Here is an 18,705-nt window from a genome sequence, read left to right on the forward strand (position 1 = left end):
CAGCCATGGATCTTGGACTGACCGGTAAACGCTTCGTGGTCACGGGCGGCACGCGCGGTATCGGACGCGCGGTCGTCGAGGGACTGCTTGCCGAGGGCGCCGCGGTCGCGTTCTGTGCCCGCACTCCCGAGGCGGTCACCGCGACGCAGCAGGAACTCGCCGCCGACGGCGTCACCGTCGTCGGCACCCCGGTCGACGTCGGTGACGGCGCCGCGGTCGCCGACTGGGTCGCGCAGAGCGCCGAGACGCTCGGCGGCCTCGACGGCGTGGTGGCCAACGTGAGTGCGCTGGCCATCCCCGAGAGCCCCGAGAACTGGCGCACCAGTTTCGAGGTGGACATGATGGGCACCGTCGGGCTGGTCGACGCGGCCCTGCCGCACCTTCTGAAAAGTGACGCGGGATCCATCGTGACGATCTCGAGCGTGTCGGGCCGCGAGATCGACTTCGCGGCCGGGCCGTACGGCACGTTCAAGGCCGCGATCATCCACTACACCCAGGGCCTGGCGTACCAGCTCGCGGCGAAGGGCGTCCGCGCCAACTCGGTCAGCCCGGGCAACACCTACTTCGAGGGCGGCGTGTGGCCCACCATCGAGAAGGACGACCCCGAGTTGTTTGCTTCTGCCCTCGCGCTCAACCCCACCGGGCGGATGGGGACGCCACGTGAGGTTGCCAACGCCGTCGTGTTCCTCAGCAGCCCGGTCGCGAGCTTCATCACCGGAACGAACCTGGTGGTCGACGGTGCACTGACCCGGGGCGTGCAGTTCTGACGCGCTCCTGACGACTGTGTGCGGCGAGGGGAGCCCCCTCGGAAACCCTGGCATCTGGTAAGACAGTGGGACGATAGCGGACCTAAGCACTGCCGCGTCGTGACTTCCAGACCGAGCATCAAGGGTTTTCATGGCCGTATCGACCGACCGTCCCGCCGCGCGCGAAAGCGAGCACACCGGGATCGCTCGATGGATCCGTCGACTCGCCATCCCGATCATCCTCGGCTGGATCGCGTTGCTCGGTGTCCTGGGCGCGACCGTGCCGTCGCTGGAAGAAGTCGGCCAGATGCGGTCGGTGTCGATGAGCCCGGACTACGCGCCGTCGGTGATCGCGATGAAGCGTGTCGGCGAGGTCTTCGAGGAGTTCAAGTCCGACAGCTCGGCCATGATCGTGCTGGAGGGCGACGAGCCGCTCGGCGACGACGCGCACATCTTCTACAACGACATGGTCGACCGGCTCGAGGCCGACACCTTGCACGTGGAGCACGTCCAGGACTTCTGGGGTGACCCGCTGACCGAGGCCGGCGCGCAGAGCAACGACGGCAGGGCTGCGTACGTCCAGGTGTTCCTCGCGGGCAACATGGGTGAGGCGCTGGCCAACGAGTCGGTGCAGGCCGTGCAGGAGCTGGTCGAGGGACTCCAGCCGCCGCCCGGGGTAAAGGTGTACGTCACGGGCGGTTCGGCGCTGGCCAACGATCAGCAGATCTCCGGTGACCGCAGCGTGCGCATCATCGAGGCGGTGACCTTCCTGGTCATCATCACGATGCTGCTCCTCGTGTACCGCTCGATCGTCACGGTGCTCATCACGCTGTTCCTGGTGGTGATCTGCCTGCAGTCGGCGCGCGGCGTCGTGGCGTTCCTCGGCTATCACGAGCTCATCGGCCTCTCGACGTTCGCCACGCAGCTTCTCGTGACGCTGGCCATCGCGGCGTCGACCGACTACGCGATCTTCCTCATCGGCCGCTACCAGGAGGCCCGCACCCTCGGCGAGTCCAAGGAACAGGCCTACTACACGATGTTCCGCGGCACCGCCCACGTGGTGCTGGGGTCGGGCATGACCATCGCGGGCGCCACGCTGTGCCTGCACTTCACGCGGCTACCCTACTTCCAGACCCTGGGCATCCCGATGGCCGTCGGCATGACGATCGCGGTGGTGGCGGCGCTGACGCTCGGGCCCGCGGTGATCACCGTGATGACGCGCTTCGGCAAGATCCTCGAACCCAAACGCGCGATGCGGATCCGGGGCTGGCGACGACTGGGCGCGTTCGTGGTGCGCTGGCCGGGTGCGGTGCTGATGGCCACCGTCCTGCTGTCGCTGGTGGGGTTGCTGGCCCTGCCCGGCTACCGGACCAACTACAACGACCGCAACTACCTGCCGGACGACCTGCCCGCGCAGGAAGGGTTCGCCGCGGCCGAGCGTCACTTCTCGCCGGCCAAGATGAACCCCGAACTGCTGCTCATCGAGACCGATCACGACATCCGCAACTCGGCCGACTTCCTCGTCATCGACAAGATCGCCAAGGCCGTGTTCCGCGTCCCCGGCATCGGCAGCGTCCAGGCCATCACGCGCCCGCAGGGTGAACCGCTGGAGTTCAGCACCATCCCGGCGCAGATGAGCATGGGCGGGACGCTGCAGACCATGAACCGCAAGTACATGCTCGACCGTGCCGACGACATGCTGCTGCAGGCCGACGAGATGCAGCGGACCATCGAACTGATGGGCCGCACGATCGAGCTCATGGAGGAGATGGCCGCGACCACCCACAGCATGGTGGGCAAGACGCACCTGATGGTCGAGGACGTCAAGGAACTGCGGGACAACATCTCGAACTTCGACGACTTCCTGCGTCCGCTGCGCAACTACCTGTACTGGGAACCGCACTGCTACGACATCCCGATGTGCCATTCGATGCGCTCGATCTTCGACGCGCTCGACGGCATGGACACCATGACCGAGGCCATGGAGGAACTGCTGCCTGACATGGACCGTCTCGACGCGCTCATGCCGCGGATGGTGGCGCTGATGCCGCCGCAGATCGAGACGATGCGCAAGATGCGCACCATGATGCTCACCATGCATCAGACCCAGAAGGGTCTGCAGGAGCAGATGGGCGCCATGCAGGAGGGCCAGACCGCCATGGGCGAGGCCTTCAACACCGCCAAGAACGACGACACGTTCTATCTGCCGCCGGAGATCTTCAACAACGCCGACTTCAAACGCGGCATGGACAGCTTCATCTCCCCCGACGGAAAAGCCGTGCGGTTCATCATCTCCCACGAGGGTGATCCGCTGACTCCCGAGGGCATCAAACTGATCGACCAGATCAAGCTGGCCGCCAAAGAGGCCATGAAGAACACTCCGTGGGAGGGTTCGAAGATCTACGTCGGCGGCACCGCCGCGGCCTTCAAGGACATGCAGGAAGGCAACAACTACGACCTGATCATCGCGGGCATCTCGGCGCTGTGCCTGATCTTCATCATCATGCTGCTGATCACGCGCAGCGTGGTCGCCGCGGCCGTCATCGTCGGCACGGTGCTGGTCTCGCTGGGCGCGTCGTTCGGGTTGTCGATTCTGGTGTGGCAGCACATCCTGGGCATCGACCTGCACTTCATGGTGATGGCGATGGCCGTCATCGTGCTGCTGGCCGTCGGCGCGGACTACAACCTGCTGCTGGTGGCACGCCTCAAGGAGGAACTGCCCGCGGGCATCAACACCGGCATCATCCGCGCCATGGGCGGCAGCGGCTCGGTGGTGACCGCGGCCGGCCTGGTGTTCGCGTTCACCATGATGTCGATGCTCGTCAGCGAGATGACGGTGGTGGCCCAGGTCGGCACCACGATCGGCATGGGTCTGCTGTTCGACACCCTGGTGATCCGGTCGTTCATGACGCCGTCGATCGCGGCGCTGCTGGGCCGGTGGTTCTGGTGGCCGCAGGTGGTGCGTGCCCGTCCCGCGCGCGGCGTTGTCGCGCGGGCGCTCGAGCGCGACAAGGCCGCGACGCACTAGGCCGGCGACCAAGATCGTTATCGGTCCGAGATGCCAACGGGCCGAACCAGTTACACGCTAATCGTCTCCGCGCGCCCGCGGCGGGCCTACGCTTGATCCATGTCCGGCCCGCCCCGCCGGTCGGGGGTCACGGTTGCCAAGCTGGCGCTGCATTGCGTGCTGGCGGGATTCCTGGCGATGTTGTTGCTGTTCCCCGTCTTCGGCGGCGGCGGCATGCTCGTGATGCGCCTGTCCGACCAGGTGGCGCAGGATTCGGAATTGGTTGTCGAGGGCGAGGTGCCCATCGTGTCGACGATGGTCGATGCGGCAGGCAATCCGATCGCGTGGTTCTATCAGCAGCGGCGGTGGATCGTGCCCAGCGAGCGGATCGCCGACACCATTAAACTGGCGATCGTCTCGATCGAGGACAAACGCTTCGCCGAACACAACGGTGTCGACCTGCAGGGAACCCTCAACGGGCTCATCGGGTATCTGCGCGGTATCGACGACGTGCGGGGCGGTTCCACCCTCGAGCAGCAGTACGTCAAGAACTACAACCTGTTGGTTAAGGCCAGGACCCAGGCCGAACGTCGTGCCGCCGTCGAGATCAGCCCGGCCCGCAAGCTGCGCGAGATCCGGATCGCGCTGGCGCTGGACAACGCGTTGTCCAAGGGCGAGATCCTGACCCGCTACCTCAATCTCGTGTCGTTCGGGAACGGTGCGTTCGGGGTGCAGGACGCGGCGCGGACGTACTTCGGGGTCGACGCGTCGCAACTCAACTGGCAGCAGGCGGCGCTTCTCGCGGGCCTGGTGCGGTCCACCAGCGCGCTCAACCCCTACACCAACCCCGACGGCGCGTTGTCACGCCGGAACCTCGTACTGGACACCATGATCGAGTACGTGCCCGACCGTGCGGCCGAACTGCGCGCGGCCAAGGCCACACCGCTCGGCGTGCTGCCCCGCCCCGATCCGTTGCCGCAGGGCTGCATCGGTGCGCGCGACCGCGCATTCTTCTGCGAGTACGCGCTTCAGTACCTGGCGAACGCGGGGATCAGCCCCGACGAGGTCGCGCGCAACGGCTACCTGATCCGCACCACGCTCGACCCCGTCGTGCAGGACAGCGTGAAATCGGCGGTCGACGGTATCGCGGCGCCCACCACACGTGGCGTCGCGAGCGTGATGAGCGTGATCACGCCGGGCAAGACCGCGCACCGTGTGGTCGCGATGGCCGACAACCGCACGTACGGACTGGATCTCGACGCGGGCGAGACCATGCAACCGCAGCCCTTCTCGCTCGTCGGCGACGGCGCCGGGTCGATCTTCAAGATCTTCACCACCGCCGCGGCGCTCGACATGGGGATGGGGATCAACGCCCGGCTCGACGTGCCGGGGAGCTTCGCGGGCCGCGGGCTGGGAAGCAGCGACACCCCCGGCTGCCCCAAGGAGACCTGGTGCGTGAGGAACGCCCGGGCCTACAGCTCACCCATGAACGTCACCGACGCGCTGGCCCAGTCCCCCAACACCGCGTTCGCCAAACTGATCTCACAGATCGGGGTGCCCCGCGCGGTCGACATGGCGGTCCGGCTGGGGCTGCGGTCCTACGCCCAGCCAGGCAGCGCCTCGGCGTACACCGACAATCCCGACGAGAGCATCGCCGACTATGTGAAGCGCCAGAACATCGGATCGTTCACGCTCGGGCCGCTCGAGCTCAACGCGCTCGAACTGTCCAACGTCGGCGCGACCCTGGCCTCCGGCGGCATGTGGTGTCCCCCGACACCCATCGACAAGGTCTTCGACCGCAACGGCAAAGAGGTGGGTGTGGAGACCGTGCCGTGCGAGCAGGCGGTGCCCGAAGGTCTCGCCAACACGCTGGCCAACGCCCTCGGCAAGGACCACACCGGCGGAACCGCAACGGGGGCAGCATCTTCGGTGGGCTGGGCGCTGCCCATGTCGGGCAAGACCGGAACCACCGAATCGCACCGTTCCTCGGCGTTCCTCGGGTTCACCAACCAATATGCCGCGGCCAACTACATTTTCGACGACTCCTCCTCACCGTCGGGTCTGTGTTCCTATCCGCTGCGCAAGTGCGGTGACGGTGACCTGTACGGCGGTACCGAACCGGCACGGACGTGGTACACGGCGATGAAGCCGATCGCCGAGCACTTCGGCCCGATCGCCATGCCGCCGACCGACCCGCGGTACGTCGAGGGCGGTCCGGGCAGCCAGGTGCCCAGCGTCACCGGGCTGAAACTCGACGCGGCCCGCAAGAAGTTGCAGGACGCGGGCTTCCAGGTCGCCGAATACCCCACGCCGGTCAACAGTTCCGCCACCAGAGGCTCGGTCGTCGGCACCACCCCGAGCGGACGGACCATCCCCGGGTCGGTCATCACCATCAACACCAGCACGGGTTATGTGCCGCCCCCGGTGGTGGTACGACCACCCGACGCGCCGCCGCCACCGCCCGAGGGACCTCCGCCGCCGCCCAATGTCGTGCTGATCCCCGGACTTCCGCCGATCACCATCCCCGGTGCGCCGCCGCCCCCTCCACCGCCACCACCACCGCCTCCACCGCCGGGTACGCCGTTCTGACAGGCCGTTCTGACGGGCCGACCACATGGAGTGGTGCGGTGTGGCGCGCATTACCCCGATCCGCCGAATGCAGCATGCCGGTGGCCGGAACCAAAAGAATCGCGCTGATTCGATCGCTATTTCCGTAAGAACGGTTACGGCAGTATTACGCGGTCATCACCACCCGCGAGTTCCCTCGGACGCGCCACGGCGCACCGGTGCCATCGGACTCCCGTCGATCGAAAGACCAGTCAGTGACCCGAACTTCATATCGCCGTGCCGTTCCCGGCTCCCTCGCCCTCGTGGCCGCCCTGACCCTCGCAGGTTGTGGTGGCACCACCGGCGGCGACGAGTCCGCATCCGACGGGAACCCGGTGAGCGGGGGCTCCATCGTCTACGCGACCGACCGCGAACCCACATGCCTGGATCCCCACAACTTCGGTGACATGCCGCAGACCTACGTCGCCCGCCAGTACCTCGACAGCCTGGTCTCCGAACGTCCCGACGGTTCGGTGGTGCCGTGGCTCGCCGAATCCTGGGAGGTGTCCCCCGACGGCCTCACCTACACCTTCAAGATCAAGCAGGGAGTGAAGTTCCACGACGGCACCCCGCTGGATGCCGAGGCCGTCAAGGCGAACTTCGAGCACATCCTCGACCCCGCCACCGAGTCGGCCACCGACGCTGGCTATCTGCGGCCCTACTACGAGAGCTCGCGCGCGATCGACCCGTCGACATTCGAGCTCAAGCTCAAGACACCGTATTCGGCGCTGCTGCCGGTGCTCTCGCAGGCCTTCTTCGGCATCCAGTCGCCCGAGGCCATGGCCCGCGGCCTCGAGGAGAACTGCCAGTCCCCCGTCGGCACCGGCCCGTTCATCGTCAAGACATGGAACCGCGGCCAGAGCGTCGAACTCGACCGCAACCCCGACTACAACTCGGCACCCGCCGACGCCAAGCACCAGGGCCCGGCCTACCTCGACCACATCAGCTGGAAGTTCATCGAGGACGGTTCGGTGCGGGCGGCCGCCGTGCAGGGCCGCGACGCCGACATCATCTTCAACCCGCCACCACAGCAGGTCGCCGCGCTCAAGGCCGACCCCAACCTGGCGACGCAGGAGTTCACCCACACGGGTCTGCCGAACGGCATCGCGCTCAACACCTCCCGCGCGCCGTTCGACGACACCAAAGTGCGCCAGGCGTTCATCCACGGCTCCAACGCCGAGGCGGCCGTGACGAGCGCCTATCTCGGTGTCTACGAATGGGAGCACGGCCCGGTCTCGTCGACCACGCCGCACTACAAGGACCTGCGCAGCTTCTACGCCTACGACAAGGACAAGGCCGGCAAGCTGCTCGACGAGGCCGGCTGGACACAGCGTGACGCCGACGGTTACCGCACCAAAGACGGCAAACGCCTGACCGCCGAACTGGTCTACTCGGCCGACACCGGCGACACCCCACCCGCGGATGTGACGCTGTTCCAGAACATCCAGTCCGCGGAGAAGGAGATCGGCTTCGACGTCGTGCTCAAACCGTTGCCGCAGGACCAGTACTTCGCGGCGTTCTCCGACAAGAACGCCTACGACGGGCTCACCGGCGCGTACTGGAACAGCCCCACCCCGGCCGTGCTGTCCATCGTGTTCTCGTCCGACTCGCTCAAGGCCGCACCCGGCAACAACATGAGCTGGGTCGAGAACCCGAAGATCGACGAGCTGGTCCGCGCGGCGGCGGCCACCACGGATACCGCCGAGCAGGAACGCCTTTACGGCCAGACACAGGACATCATCGCCGAGGAGGCCTACCAGCTGGGCCTGTACCCGGTGCTCACGCGCCTGGTCGCCAAGAAGAAGCTCAAGGACGTCTGGATCGAGCCGTCCGAGGGTGAGCCGGTGCTGCACGACGCCTGGTTGGCACCGTGAGCCTGGCAGAACCCGTCACCCGCCGCACCGCTTTCGGGGTGCGGCGGGTGCTCGTCCGCATCGCGGGCGTGATCGGCGTGCTCTGGGGCGCAGCGACTTTGACGTTCATCGCGCAGCAATTGATGCCCGGTGATCCCGCGCAGACGATCCTCGGCGGCGCGGGCGCCCGCCCGTCCGTCGAACAGTTGGCCGCGGTGCGTGAGCAGTACGGATTCAACGATCCGGCCGTCGTGCAGTACCTGCACTTCCTCGGTGGTCTGGTACGCGGTGACCTCGGCACGTCCTACATCCTCAAACAACCCGTGGCCGACATCATCGGGCACCATCTCGGGCCCACCCTGACGTTGACCCTCGTGTCGCTCGTCGCCGCGTGGGTGATCGCGGTGACGGTCACCCTGCTCACCGCGCACCGGTCGCGTTGGCTCGCGAGCATCGGTTCCGGCGTGGAGATCTTCTTGGCCGCGTTGCCCCAATACTGGCTGGGCATCGTGCTTCTGGTGGTTTTCGCGATCCAGTTGCGGCTGCTGCCGGTGATCGGCGGCGACGACTTCTCGGGGCTGATCCTGCCCGCACTGACGCTCGCGCTGCCGCTGGCCGGGTACCTGGGTCAGGTCACCCGCGACGAGTTCTCGTCGGCCATGGAGCAACCGTTCGCGGTTTCGGCACGTGCCCGCGGCATGAGCGACTGGGGTGTGCGGTGGCGCCACGCGCTGCGCCACGCGGTCCTGCCCGGTCTGACGTTGTCCGGGTGGGCGCTGGGGTCGCTGTTCTCCACCGCGGTGATCGTCGAATCGGTGTTCGTCCGGCCCGGTCTGGGTCGTGTGCTCGTCGACGCCGTCACGAGCAAGGACATGCCGGTGGTGATCGGGGTGACACTGTTCGTCGCCGCGGTCTACGTGCTGGCCAACCTGCTGGTCGACATCGGCTTCGTGCGCGTCGACCCGCGTCTGCGGAGGGCCCGATGACCGCCCTGGCCCCCGCCCGCACCTCGGTGACCTCGATCCCCAGGCGCCGGGTGCGGCCCGCCGTGATCCTGGCCGCGGCCTACCTGGCGCTCATGCTGGCCTGGGCCGTCGCGCCGGGCGCCTTCACGAGTGGCACACCGTACGACACCGACATCGAAAACCCGCTCAAACCACCGTCTTTCGAACACTGGTTCGGCACGGACGCCTCGGGACGCGACATCTTCACGCGTGTTGTCTACGGTACGCAGAGTTCGCTGGCCATCGGTGTCGGTGCGACGGCACTCGCGCTGCTCGCCGCGATCATTCTCGGTTTCGGCGCCGGCCTGGGCGGCCGCTTCGCCGACGGCGCCATCAGCCGGTTCATCGAAGTGGTGCTATCCATCCCGGGCCTGCTGCTCGCGCTGGTGTTCATCGCGATGTTCGGTCCCGGTGTCGTCACCCAGATCCTCGCCGTGGCGATCGGCTCCGCCGTCGGCTACGCACGCATGGTGCGCGGTCAGGTCATCGCGGTCAAGGATTCCGGATACGTCCATGCCGCAACGGCACTCGGACATTCGCGCGGCCAGATCATCCGGCGGCACGTGTTCCCCAACGCCATGCGCCCACTGGTGGTGCTCGGCACCATGGGCATCGGCCAGTCCATCGTGTGGGCGTCCTCGCTGAGCTTTCTGGGTCTCGGCGTCGCACCGCCTGCCCCGGAGTGGGGCGCGATGCTCAACGCCGGCCGCGACTTCGTCTCCACCGCATGGTGGCTGGAACTGTTCCCGGGCCTGGCCATCGTCGGCTGCACACTGGCCGTCACGGTGGTCGGCCGCTACCTGCAGCAGCGCCTCGAAGGAAGACTGTCATGAGTGAGTTGTTGCTGAACGTGGCGGACCTCACGGTCGGCTTCGGCGACCATGAGGTGGTGCGCGGCCTGTCCTTCCATGTCGCGCCGGGCGAATGCTTCGCGATCGTCGGCGAATCCGGTTCGGGCAAGAGCGTCACCGCCCGCACCATCCTCGGCCTGGCCGGGCCCACCGCACGGGTCGGTGCCACCCGTCTGGAACTCAACGGAAAATCCCTGCTGGGCAACAAAGACCGGGATTGGCGACGCATCCGGGGCCGCGAGGTCGGTTTCGTGCTCCAGGACGCGCTGGTGTCGCTGGACCCGCTGCGCAAGGTGGGCGACGAGATCGCCGAGACACTGCGCCTGCACAGGTTCGGCAACAAGGCCGCCCGCCGCAGGCACGTCCTGGAACTGCTCGAGGCCGTCGGTGTTCCCGAACCCGAACTCAAGGCCCGGCAACTGCCCGGCGAACTGTCCGGCGGGCAGCGCCAGCGTGCCCTGATCGCCTCGGCCATCGCGCTCGACCCGCCGCTGGTGATCGCCGACGAGCCCACCACGGCCCTGGACGTCACAGTGCAGGCCCAGATCCTGGATCTGCTGGCCGCGATGAAAAACAAGGGCACGGGCCTGGTGTTGATCAGCCACGACCTCGCGGTGGTGGGCCGGTTGGCTGATCGGGTCGCGGTCATGCGCAACGGTGTTCTGGTCGAGCAGGGTCCGGTCGCAGAGGTGCTGGCCGCGCCGTCACACCCCTACACCCAGACCCTGCTGGACGCGGTCCCGGCCGCGCACCGCAAGGGCACCCGCCTGTCGCACCAACCCGCGCGCACGATGCACGGCACGCGGCAGACCGACGACGGTGTGCTGCTGGCGGCCCGCAACCTGGTCAAGCGGTTTCGCGGACCCGACGGCGTGGAGCGCACGGCGGTCAACGACGTGTCGTTCGAGATCGGCGTCGGCGAAACCCTCGGCATCGTCGGGGAATCCGGTTCGGGTAAGACCACCACGGCCCGCATGGCGCTCGCGCTCACCGAGCCCGACGAGGGCACGGTGCACCTGCTCGGCCAGCCGTGGAGTGAGCTCACCGAGAAGGAGCGCCGCAGCCGGCGCCGCCGCATCTCGGTGGTGTACCAGGATCCGCTGAGCTCGTTCGACCCACGCTGGACCGTGCGGCGCATCCTCGCCGATGCGCTCCCCGCCGAGCGCTACCCGGATGCCAAGGCCCGCGACGCGCGGGTGCGTGAACTGCTCGACGATGTCGGTCTGAGCTCCGAGCAACTCGATCGCCGACCGTTACTGCTCTCCGGTGGGCAGCGTCAGCGCGTGGCGATCGCGCGTGCCCTGGCCCCGGAGCCGTCGCTGATCGTGTGTGACGAACCGGTGTCCGCGCTCGACGTCACGATTCAGGCGCAGGTGCTGGACCTGCTGACCGATCTGCAGGAGCAACTCGGGCTGAGCTATTTGTTCATCTCGCACGACCTGGGGGTCATCCACCACGTGGCCGATCGCGTGCTGGTGATGCGGGAGGGCCGGGTGGTCGAATCCGGATCGGCCGCACAGATCTTCGACGCCCCGCAGGACCCGTACACCCAGCAGTTGCTGGCCAGTCTTCCCGCCGCCGAACCGATGTCAGGAGCCGTACTGTGACCAAACAGATCATCCTCAACGCGTTCGACATGAACTGCGTGACACACATCGTGGCCGGCACCTGGCGCCACCCCGAATCGCAGGCCCGGCGATACAAGGACATCGAGTACTGGACCGATCTGGCCAAGGTGCTCGAGAAGGGCCTGTTCGACGGCCTGTTCATCGCCGACGTGCTGGGCATCTACGACGTGTTCGGCGGCGGACCGGAAACCGCGCTGCGCACCGGCGCGCAGGTGCCGGTCAACGACCCGCTGCTGGTGGTGCCCGCGATGGCCGCGGTCACCAAGCACTTGGGCTTCGGGGTCACGGCGGCAACGTCTTTCGAGCATCCGTATTCGTTCTCGCGCCGGATGTCGACGCTGGACCACCTGACCAAGGGCCGGGTGGGCTGGAACATCGTCACGGGCTATCTGGAGAGCGCGGCGCGCAACCACGGCCTGGACACCATCACGCCGCACGCCGACCGTTACGACATCGCCGACGAGTACACCGAGGTGTTGTACAAGCTGTGGGAGGGTTCGTGGGAGGACGACGCCGTCGGGGCCGACCCGAACCGCGCCGAATACGCCGATGCGGCAAAGGTGCACCCGATCAACCATGAGGGCACGCATTTCCGGGTGCCCGGCATCCACCTGTGCGAGCCGTCGCCGCAGCGCACCCCGGTGCTGTATCAGGCGGGCGCGTCCAGCAGGGGCCGACAGTTCGGCGCCGAGAACGCCGAGGTGATCTTCATCGGCGCGCCCACCAAGGACGTGCTGCGCGAGGCGGTCGCCGACATCCGCACCCGCGCCGCCGCGGCCGGACGTGACCCGTACGACGTCAAGATCGTCAACAGCCACGTCATCGTCACGGGTGAGACGGAGTCCGTCGCGCAGGCACGCTACGACGAGTTCCGCAGCTACACCGATCCGCAAGGTGCACTGGCATTGTGGTCGGGTTGGCTGGGGACCGACCTGTCGCGGTTCGACCTCGACGACCCGGTCGAGGTCACCGACAACGAGTTCCTCAAGTCGTCGGTCGAGATGTTCGGGCAGGGCCAGTGGACCCTGCGCGATTTCATCGACGCCCACGCGATCAACGTCGACGGCGCCATGGCCGTGGGATCGCCCCAGCAGGTTGCCGACGATCTGCAGGAATGGGTCGAAGAGACCGATGTCGACGGGTTCAACCTCACCAACGTCATCACGCCGGGCACGTTCGTCGACGTCGCCGAACATGTGATCCCCGAGCTGCAGCGCCGCGGCGCCTACAAGACCGAGTACACCGAAGGGACGTTGCGCCACAAGCTGTTCGGTCGTGGCCCCCGACTCCCCGAGACCCACCGGGCGGCCAACTACCGCCACGTCACCCAGGAGGTATCCGCATGACGAGCACCGCCACCGAGCCCATCACGTACGGCTCACAACGGCTGGCCGAACTCATCGAGAAGATCGGCGAGGGCTCGCTGGAACGTGAACGCACCGGTGAGCGGCCGTTCGCGGTCATCGACCTGATCAAGCAGTCCGGTCTCGGCGCGTTGCGCGTCCCGCGTGAAGAGGGCGGCGGCGGGGCGACGCTGCGCGACCTGTTCGCCACCGTCATCGCGATCGCCACGGCCGACGTCAACGTCGCGCACATCCTGCGCGGGCACTTCGCCCACATCGAGGAGCGCCTGCGTCTCGACAGTGAACTGCGGCAGAAGGGTATCGATCTGGCGCTGTCCGGCAAGCTCATCGGCAACGCGTCCACCGAGATCGGCTCGACCCCGGCCGGTGGTTTCACGTGGCAGACCCGGCTCACCCGCGACGGCGACAACTATCTGCTCAACGGTAAGAAGTTCTTCACCACCGGCACGCTGTACTCCGACTACGCCGAGGTGCTGGCCAGTGATCCCACCGGCGCCTCCGTGATCACACTGGTACCCACCGACCATCCGGGTGTCACCGTGCTCGACGACTGGGACGGCATGGGCCAGCGCGCCACCGGCACCGGCACGGCGATCTTCGAGAACGTCCCGGTGGCCGCCGAGGAGGTCATGGAGTTCGCACCTCCGGGCGCCGACGACGAGGAACAGTCGCTCTACCACTCGGGCGCGTTCTTCCAGTTGTACGTCACCGCACTGGAAGTCGGCGTGATCCACGCGCTGCGCCGCGACGCGGTCGAGCACGTCCACACCCGGGCCCGCAGCTTCGCGTGGGCACCGCACCCGGTGCCGGCCGACGATCCGTTGCTGCAGCGCGAGATCGGTGAGATCGCCGCCGCGGCGTACGCGGGCGAGGCGACGGTGCTGGCCGCGGCCGAGGCCCTCGGCCGGGCGTATCAGGCCGACATCGACAAGACCGACCCGGACCTGGTGCTGGCGCACGAGGCGTCACTGCAGGCCGCGCAGGCGAAGATCGTCGTCGACGCACTCGCGCAGAAGGCCGCCTCGCAGATCTTCGACGTCGGCGGCGCATCCATCGTCCGGCAGGCCTACCTGCTGGACCGGCACTGGCGCAACATCCGCACGCTCGCGTCGCACAATCCGTCGTCGTACAAGGCGCAGGCCGTGGGCGCGTTCTTCACGCGCGGCACCAGATTGCCCGGCAGCGGCTACTTCTGAGCGGCCGATCCGTCGCGAAACACCCTGTCGCACTGCCGATTTCTTCGCACGGATTGTGACCTGCAAGGTCACAATCCGTGCTCGAGATGATCGTTGACCCTTTCTGAAGCGCCGCCATAGCCTTCAGGAAGCCACTGCAGTGAATCGCACCCGCCGCTCGACACCGGCCGCTGCAGTGGCCTCCAAACGGCGGAAGGACAGGCGTGACATCGGTTGACGGAGCAGCGCAGCGTGTGATCCTGCGCGGCGGACGCGTGATCGTCGGCGACGGGCACACCGTGCTCGACGACGCCACGGTCGTCGTCGAGCACGGACGGATCACGACGGTCGACACCGGTGACGCGCCCGCTTCGCGGCCCGGCGATCGGCACGTCGACGTCAGCGGCAAGACTGTGATGCCCGCGGTGGTCAACCCGCACGGGCACGTCGGCTACATGCGCGGTTCGACGACGACGGCCGAGAATTTCTCCCGGGCAAGTGTTCTCGACTATATGCGGCGCATCCTCTACGCGGGTGTCGCGACCTTCCAGTCGCTGGGCACCGACCGTGACGACGTCGAAATCGGCCTCCGCGATCAGCAGCGATCGGGTGAACTGGCCGACGAGGGCCCGTTGGCCCGGTTCTACAGCGCAGGGGTGGGCATCGTGGCGCCCACACCCGGGTCACCCAACGGCGGACCGTTCTTCTCGACGGAGTCGATGTTCGAGGCGAGCACCCCCGACGACGCGCGCGCCCACGTGCGCGTCCTCGCCGAAAAGCGGGCCGACATCGTCAAGTTCTGGATCGACGACCGCCACGGCACCAAGAGCAAGCTCCCGCCCGAGGTCTACCGGGCAATCGTGGACGAGGCGCACCGGCTCGGCCTCAAGGCCGCCGCCCACATCTACACCGTCGACGACGCCAAGGCCGCGGTGCGCGCCGGTGCCGACGTGCTGGCCCACCTCCCCCGCACCGGGCCCGACCGCGAACTCATCGACCTCATGCTCGAACACGACGTCGCCGCGTTCACGTCCTTGAGCATCCAGCGTCCCGACGGTACCGGCTGGCTCGACGATCCACTCGTGATCGAGACGGTCACCCCGCAGACCCGTGAATACCTGCGCACCCGCATCGAGTCGATCGCGCCGCAGCCGCTGTTCGACACCGTCGAGGCGTACCGGCGCATGGTCGACGCCGTGCACCAGTACGTGGAAGCCGGTGTGCGGATCGTGTTCTCGGCCGACACCGGGTTGCTGACCCAGGTACCCGGCATCGCCGAACATCGTGAGCTGGAGGCCATGGTCGATGCGGGGGTCAGCACGGCCGAGACGATCCACGCCGCGACCGGCCGCGCAGCCGAATTCCTCAGTCTGGATTCGGGATCGGTCACCGAGGGCCGACGTGCCGATCTGCTGGTGCTCGACGCTGATCCGTTGACCGACATCCGTGCGGTGCGCCGCATCGACTCGCTGTACCTCGACGGCGACCTGGTCGATCGGGCCGCGTTGCGCGACCGCTTCCTGGACTTCTGAAAGGACCAGACGTGGACATCCACAGCCTCCGCAGTACATTCGCCGAACGCCTGCACGCCGGCGGGAACATCGTCGCGCCAGGCGCATACGACGCACTCAGCGCGCAGATCATCGCCCGCTCCGGATTCGAGGCGGTGTTCATCGGCAGCTTCGGCATCGCCGCATCGGCCTACGGACTGCCCGACGTCGGGCTGTTGTCCCTGGACCAGCTGACCGAGCACACCCGCAATACCGCACGGGCCGTGGACATCCCGGTGATCGCCGACGCCGAAGGCGGGTTCTTCGAACCGGCGAACATGTGGCGCACGGTTCGCGGGTTCGAGGACGCCGGCGTGTGCGCCATCCACATCGAGGACAACCTGGGTGGCAAGCACAGCGCCGAACCCGCGGGCCTGCTCTCCCCGGAGGCCATGTCCGCCCGTATCCGCGCCGCAGTCGACGCCAAGACCGATCCGGCGTTCCAGATCATCGCCCGCACCGACGCCCGGTGGGTGTACGGCGATGTCGGAGAGACGGTCCGCCGCCTTCGCGCGTACATCGACGCCGGGGCCGACATGGTGTTCGCACCGGGCATCAGCGCAGCCGAACTGGCCGCTGTGCGTGCGGATCTCGCGCGCCCCGTGATGGTGCTGGCCGACCTGCCGACCCGTGCGGGTGAGGCGCTGCCCGAGGACAGTGTCGACGATTTCGTGGCGGCCGGGGCCAACCTGATCGTGCTGTTTTACCTGACGCTGGGCGCCGCGGCGCTCGGTGTACGCCGCGTCCTGGAGGATTTCACCGAGCACCGGGACGTGCGAAAGCTGGACGGGCTCTTCGAGTCTCAGCATGCGTTCGAGGCCGCCATGGGTTATGACACCTATGAGGCGCGGGTCGCGCGGTACGGAGGCAGGTGAGTCACAACCGCAGCGGTTCGGCGAAACGTTCGGTCGCCCGCGCGATGTAGGCGCCCAGATCGTCCTCGCCAGAGCGCCTCGCCAGCCAGGTCAGGCACGTGGTCACGTACGGTTGGGCCGTCAGCTTCCGGATGACGACACCGTCGCCGCTGACCAACCGGGTCCACGGGGCGTCCGGGTTGAGCACTGCGAAACAACAGTGCCTGCCCGCGGCCACGAGGGCGTGCATCTCCCCCACGATGTCGTTGGTGACGGAGGTGTTCTGCGCGGCCGACCGGTAGTAGGGCTCGAAGCCGTCCAGTACGTGTTCCTGATCGTGGCGGATCATCGTCAGCTCCGAGATATCCTCGGGCCGAATAATTTCAAGGCTGCGGTACGGCTCGATGTCGGGCACCGCAATGCCGTAGGTCTCCGTCATCATCTCGTGGTAGTCGATCCGTGGGTCGTCGGGCAGTCCCACGGTCACCCCGAAGTCGAACTCTCCCCGCAACAGTGCGCGGTACTGGTCCTCGGTCCGCCGTGCCACGATCTCCACGGTCGCGTCGGCGTCCACCGCGTGAAAAACGTCGTCGATCAACGTGCGCCGCAACGTATCCGGGACGGCGCGCACGCCCATCGTCAACTCGGCGCGGGTCCGCGCCGAGTGCGAGGTCACCTGCCGCAGCGCGGCGACCTGCGCGAGGATCTCCTGCGCCTTCGGCACCAGCGCCACACCCGCGGTGGTCAACGCGACGTGGCGAGTCCCCCGGTCGAACAGCGGCGCCCGCAGTTCCTTCTCCAGTTCACGGATGGCACGACTCAGCGGCGACGGGGCTATGCGCAGGTTCTCGGCGGCTCTGGCGAAGTTCAGTTCCTCGGCCACGGCCAGGAAGTACGTCAGATGCCGCAGTTCCATGGCATGTGTCTAGCAGACGTATGCCCAGGCCGGGGCGCCGGAGTCCCTTTCCCCACCCCTATTGCCATTTGCCGATGGCGCGGTTATGTTACGTCTCGCCGATTCTACGGCAACGTTAATATCAAGATCGGAAGGCACCCCAATGATTCGTGCATTCATCGCAGCAGCCGTTCTCGGCGGGCTCGTCCTCGGGGGTGCGGCGACCGCCGGCGCCGACCCTTATTACAAGAACTGCGCCGCGGCCCGTGCGGCCGGCGCGGCGCCGGTCTACGAGGGTGACCCGGGCTATGCGCCCCACCTCGACCGCGACGGCGACGGTGTCGGCTGCGAATAGGGCGGATTACCGGCTGAGCCACTCCACGAACTGATCCGAGGTGATCACGGGCGCGAAGAAGTTGTTGATCCGCTGGAACGCGGCGCGCTCGTGATCGGGATGGGCCGCGCCGGTCGCGTCACCGATGACGATCGGCAGCAGCCCGTGATCGCGGGCCGCGCGGGCGTTGCCCTCGATGCACCAGTCGAGGTGGATGCCGGTGAGGACCACCACCTCGATCTTCTGGCGGATCAGCGTGCCCGGCAGGTCGGTGCCGACGAACGCGGTCTGCAGCGCCTTCTCGAACAGCTCGTTGTCCCCCGGCTCGACCAGTTCCCGAAGCTCACCGACAAGCTCGTTGTCCCAGGCGATCTGCTCAGGGGTCGCGTCGATGTGTCCGGTCCAGGCGTTGTACTGCACGCGGTCGAAGTCGGTCTTCGGATAGTCGTCACGGAACACCGAGAAACCGATCCAGTTGAACGACGTGAAGTTCTTCGCCGCGCGGGCGGCCTTCACGGCCTTGACCGTGGCCTCGAGGCTGCCGCGGAACGCATGCCCCTCGGCGTACTGCACGCCACCGGGCCGGTACAGCGAGTTCGATTGGCTGACCGACAGGAATGCCGCAGGGCGCGAGAGGATTTCGCGGAAATCCAGCTCCTGCCAGTGCTCGGCCAGCGGCGGGATCGACGCGACGTTGCTCGGAGGAAAGCCGAGCGCCTTCGGATCGAGTTCAACCGGTTCCAGCGGCGTGATCCGGTTCGCGCGCTCCACAGTCGCAGTCACAGTCGATACCTTTCGTTGACGCACACGGCACGGGCGATGGTCGCATTTCCGTCG

The 18,705-nt window shown here is 67.3% G+C and carries 14 protein-coding genes; 12 read left to right on the forward strand and 2 right to left on the reverse strand.

Going from position 1 to position 18,705, the window contains the following annotated elements; translation table 11 throughout:
- Positions 1-5 precede the first annotated feature (5 nt).
- From AT701_RS21425 to AT701_RS21475, 11 genes are all read left to right on the forward strand, one after another.
- Entirely contained in the window at positions 6-767 is a 762-nt protein-coding gene (locus tag AT701_RS21425; RefSeq protein WP_003895777.1) for an SDR family NAD(P)-dependent oxidoreductase, read from the forward strand.
- 130 nt (positions 768-897) lie between these two features.
- Positions 898-3,774 (forward strand): MMPL/RND family transporter, encoded by a 2,877-nt coding sequence (locus AT701_RS21430; RefSeq protein ID WP_058126551.1) that lies wholly within the window; start codon positions 898-900, stop codon positions 3,772-3,774.
- 99 nt (positions 3,775-3,873) lie between these two features.
- Positions 3,874-6,342 carry a transglycosylase/D,D-transpeptidase PonA2 gene (gene ponA2 / locus AT701_RS21435; RefSeq protein ID WP_014878017.1) on the forward strand — a complete coding sequence of 823 codons (2,469 nt, stop codon included), beginning with the start codon at positions 3,874-3,876 and terminating at the stop codon, positions 6,340-6,342.
- Between the two features lie 281 nt (positions 6,343-6,623).
- Positions 6,624-8,234: an ABC transporter substrate-binding protein gene (locus AT701_RS21440; RefSeq protein WP_223495702.1), complete on the forward strand. Its 1,611-nt coding sequence runs from the start codon at positions 6,624-6,626 to the stop codon at positions 8,232-8,234.
- On the forward strand, positions 8,231-9,199 hold the full coding sequence (locus AT701_RS21445) for an ABC transporter permease (protein WP_011729787.1): 969 nt from the start codon (positions 8,231-8,233) through the stop codon (positions 9,197-9,199). Before AT701_RS21440 ends, AT701_RS21445 begins: the two co-directional genes overlap by 4 nt.
- Positions 9,196-10,050, forward strand: a complete 855-nt coding sequence (locus AT701_RS21450; RefSeq protein WP_011729788.1) for an ABC transporter permease — start codon at positions 9,196-9,198, stop codon at positions 10,048-10,050. The genes AT701_RS21445 and AT701_RS21450 overlap by 4 nt, the downstream gene beginning before the upstream one ends.
- Positions 10,047-11,675 carry a dipeptide ABC transporter ATP-binding protein gene (locus AT701_RS21455; protein ID WP_011729789.1) on the forward strand — a complete coding sequence of 543 codons (1,629 nt, stop codon included), beginning with the start codon at positions 10,047-10,049 and terminating at the stop codon, positions 11,673-11,675. Before AT701_RS21450 ends, AT701_RS21455 begins: the two co-directional genes overlap by 4 nt.
- Positions 11,672-13,042 (forward strand): LLM class flavin-dependent oxidoreductase, encoded by a 1,371-nt coding sequence (locus tag AT701_RS21460; RefSeq protein WP_011729790.1) that lies wholly within the window; start codon positions 11,672-11,674, stop codon positions 13,040-13,042. The genes AT701_RS21455 and AT701_RS21460 overlap by 4 nt, the downstream gene beginning before the upstream one ends.
- A complete protein-coding gene (locus AT701_RS21465) occupies positions 13,039-14,256 on the forward strand; it encodes an acyl-CoA dehydrogenase family protein (RefSeq protein WP_011729791.1) in 1,218 nt (405 codons plus the stop codon). The genes AT701_RS21460 and AT701_RS21465 overlap by 4 nt, the downstream gene beginning before the upstream one ends.
- A gap of 203 nt (positions 14,257-14,459) precedes the next feature.
- A complete protein-coding gene (locus AT701_RS21470) occupies positions 14,460-15,767 on the forward strand; it encodes an amidohydrolase family protein (RefSeq protein ID WP_014878019.1) in 1,308 nt (435 codons plus the stop codon).
- Positions 15,768-15,778: 11 nt separating this feature from the next.
- A complete protein-coding gene (locus tag AT701_RS21475) occupies positions 15,779-16,660 on the forward strand; it encodes an isocitrate lyase/PEP mutase family protein (RefSeq protein ID WP_058126552.1) in 882 nt (293 codons plus the stop codon).
- Position 16,661: 1 nt separating this feature from the next.
- Here the strand turns inward: AT701_RS21475 and AT701_RS21480 are convergent, their stop codons facing one another.
- The gene (locus tag AT701_RS21480) at positions 16,662-17,555 is read right to left on the reverse strand and encodes a LysR family transcriptional regulator (protein WP_003895788.1); all 894 of its coding nucleotides are present in this window, start codon (positions 17,553-17,555) and stop codon (positions 16,662-16,664) included.
- 142 nt (positions 17,556-17,697) lie between these two features.
- Between AT701_RS21480 and AT701_RS21485 the strand changes: the two genes are divergently transcribed.
- Complete coding sequence (locus AT701_RS21485) at positions 17,698-17,889, forward strand: excalibur calcium-binding domain-containing protein (RefSeq protein ID WP_003895789.1); 192 nt, start codon at positions 17,698-17,700, stop codon at positions 17,887-17,889.
- A 6-nt stretch (positions 17,890-17,895) separates the two neighbouring features.
- On the opposite strand, the gene AT701_RS21490 is transcribed toward AT701_RS21485, so the two are convergent.
- Positions 17,896-18,651, reverse strand: coding sequence for a cysteine hydrolase family protein (locus AT701_RS21490; RefSeq protein ID WP_003895790.1), 756 nt, complete (start codon positions 18,649-18,651; stop codon positions 17,896-17,898).
- Positions 18,652-18,705 lie beyond the last annotated feature (54 nt).

The organism is Mycolicibacterium smegmatis (genome assembly GCF_001457595.1).
GTDB lineage: Bacteria > Actinomycetota > Actinomycetes > Mycobacteriales > Mycobacteriaceae > Mycobacterium > Mycobacterium smegmatis.

What these genes read in the sequence shown, in the direction of transcription:
- AT701_RS21425 (WP_003895777.1), top strand. Translation starts at nt 6, where the DNA reads ATGGATCTTGGACTGACCGGTAAACGCTTCGTGGTCACGGGCGGCACG.
- AT701_RS21430 (WP_058126551.1), top strand. Translation starts at nt 898, where the DNA reads ATGGCCGTATCGACCGACCGTCCCGCCGCGCGCGAAAGCGAGCACACC.
- ponA2 (WP_014878017.1), top strand. Translation starts at nt 3,874, where the DNA reads ATGTCCGGCCCGCCCCGCCGGTCGGGGGTCACGGTTGCCAAGCTGGCG.
- AT701_RS21450 (WP_011729788.1), top strand. Translation starts at nt 9,196, where the DNA reads ATGACCGCCCTGGCCCCCGCCCGCACCTCGGTGACCTCGATCCCCAGG.
- AT701_RS21455 (WP_011729789.1), top strand. Translation starts at nt 10,047, where the DNA reads ATGAGTGAGTTGTTGCTGAACGTGGCGGACCTCACGGTCGGCTTCGGC.
- AT701_RS21465 (WP_011729791.1), top strand. Translation starts at nt 13,039, where the DNA reads ATGACGAGCACCGCCACCGAGCCCATCACGTACGGCTCACAACGGCTG.
- AT701_RS21480 (WP_003895788.1), bottom strand. Translation starts at nt 17,555, where the DNA reads ATGGAACTGCGGCATCTGACGTACTTCCTGGCCGTGGCCGAGGAACTG.
- AT701_RS21485 (WP_003895789.1), top strand. Translation starts at nt 17,698, where the DNA reads ATGATTCGTGCATTCATCGCAGCAGCCGTTCTCGGCGGGCTCGTCCTC.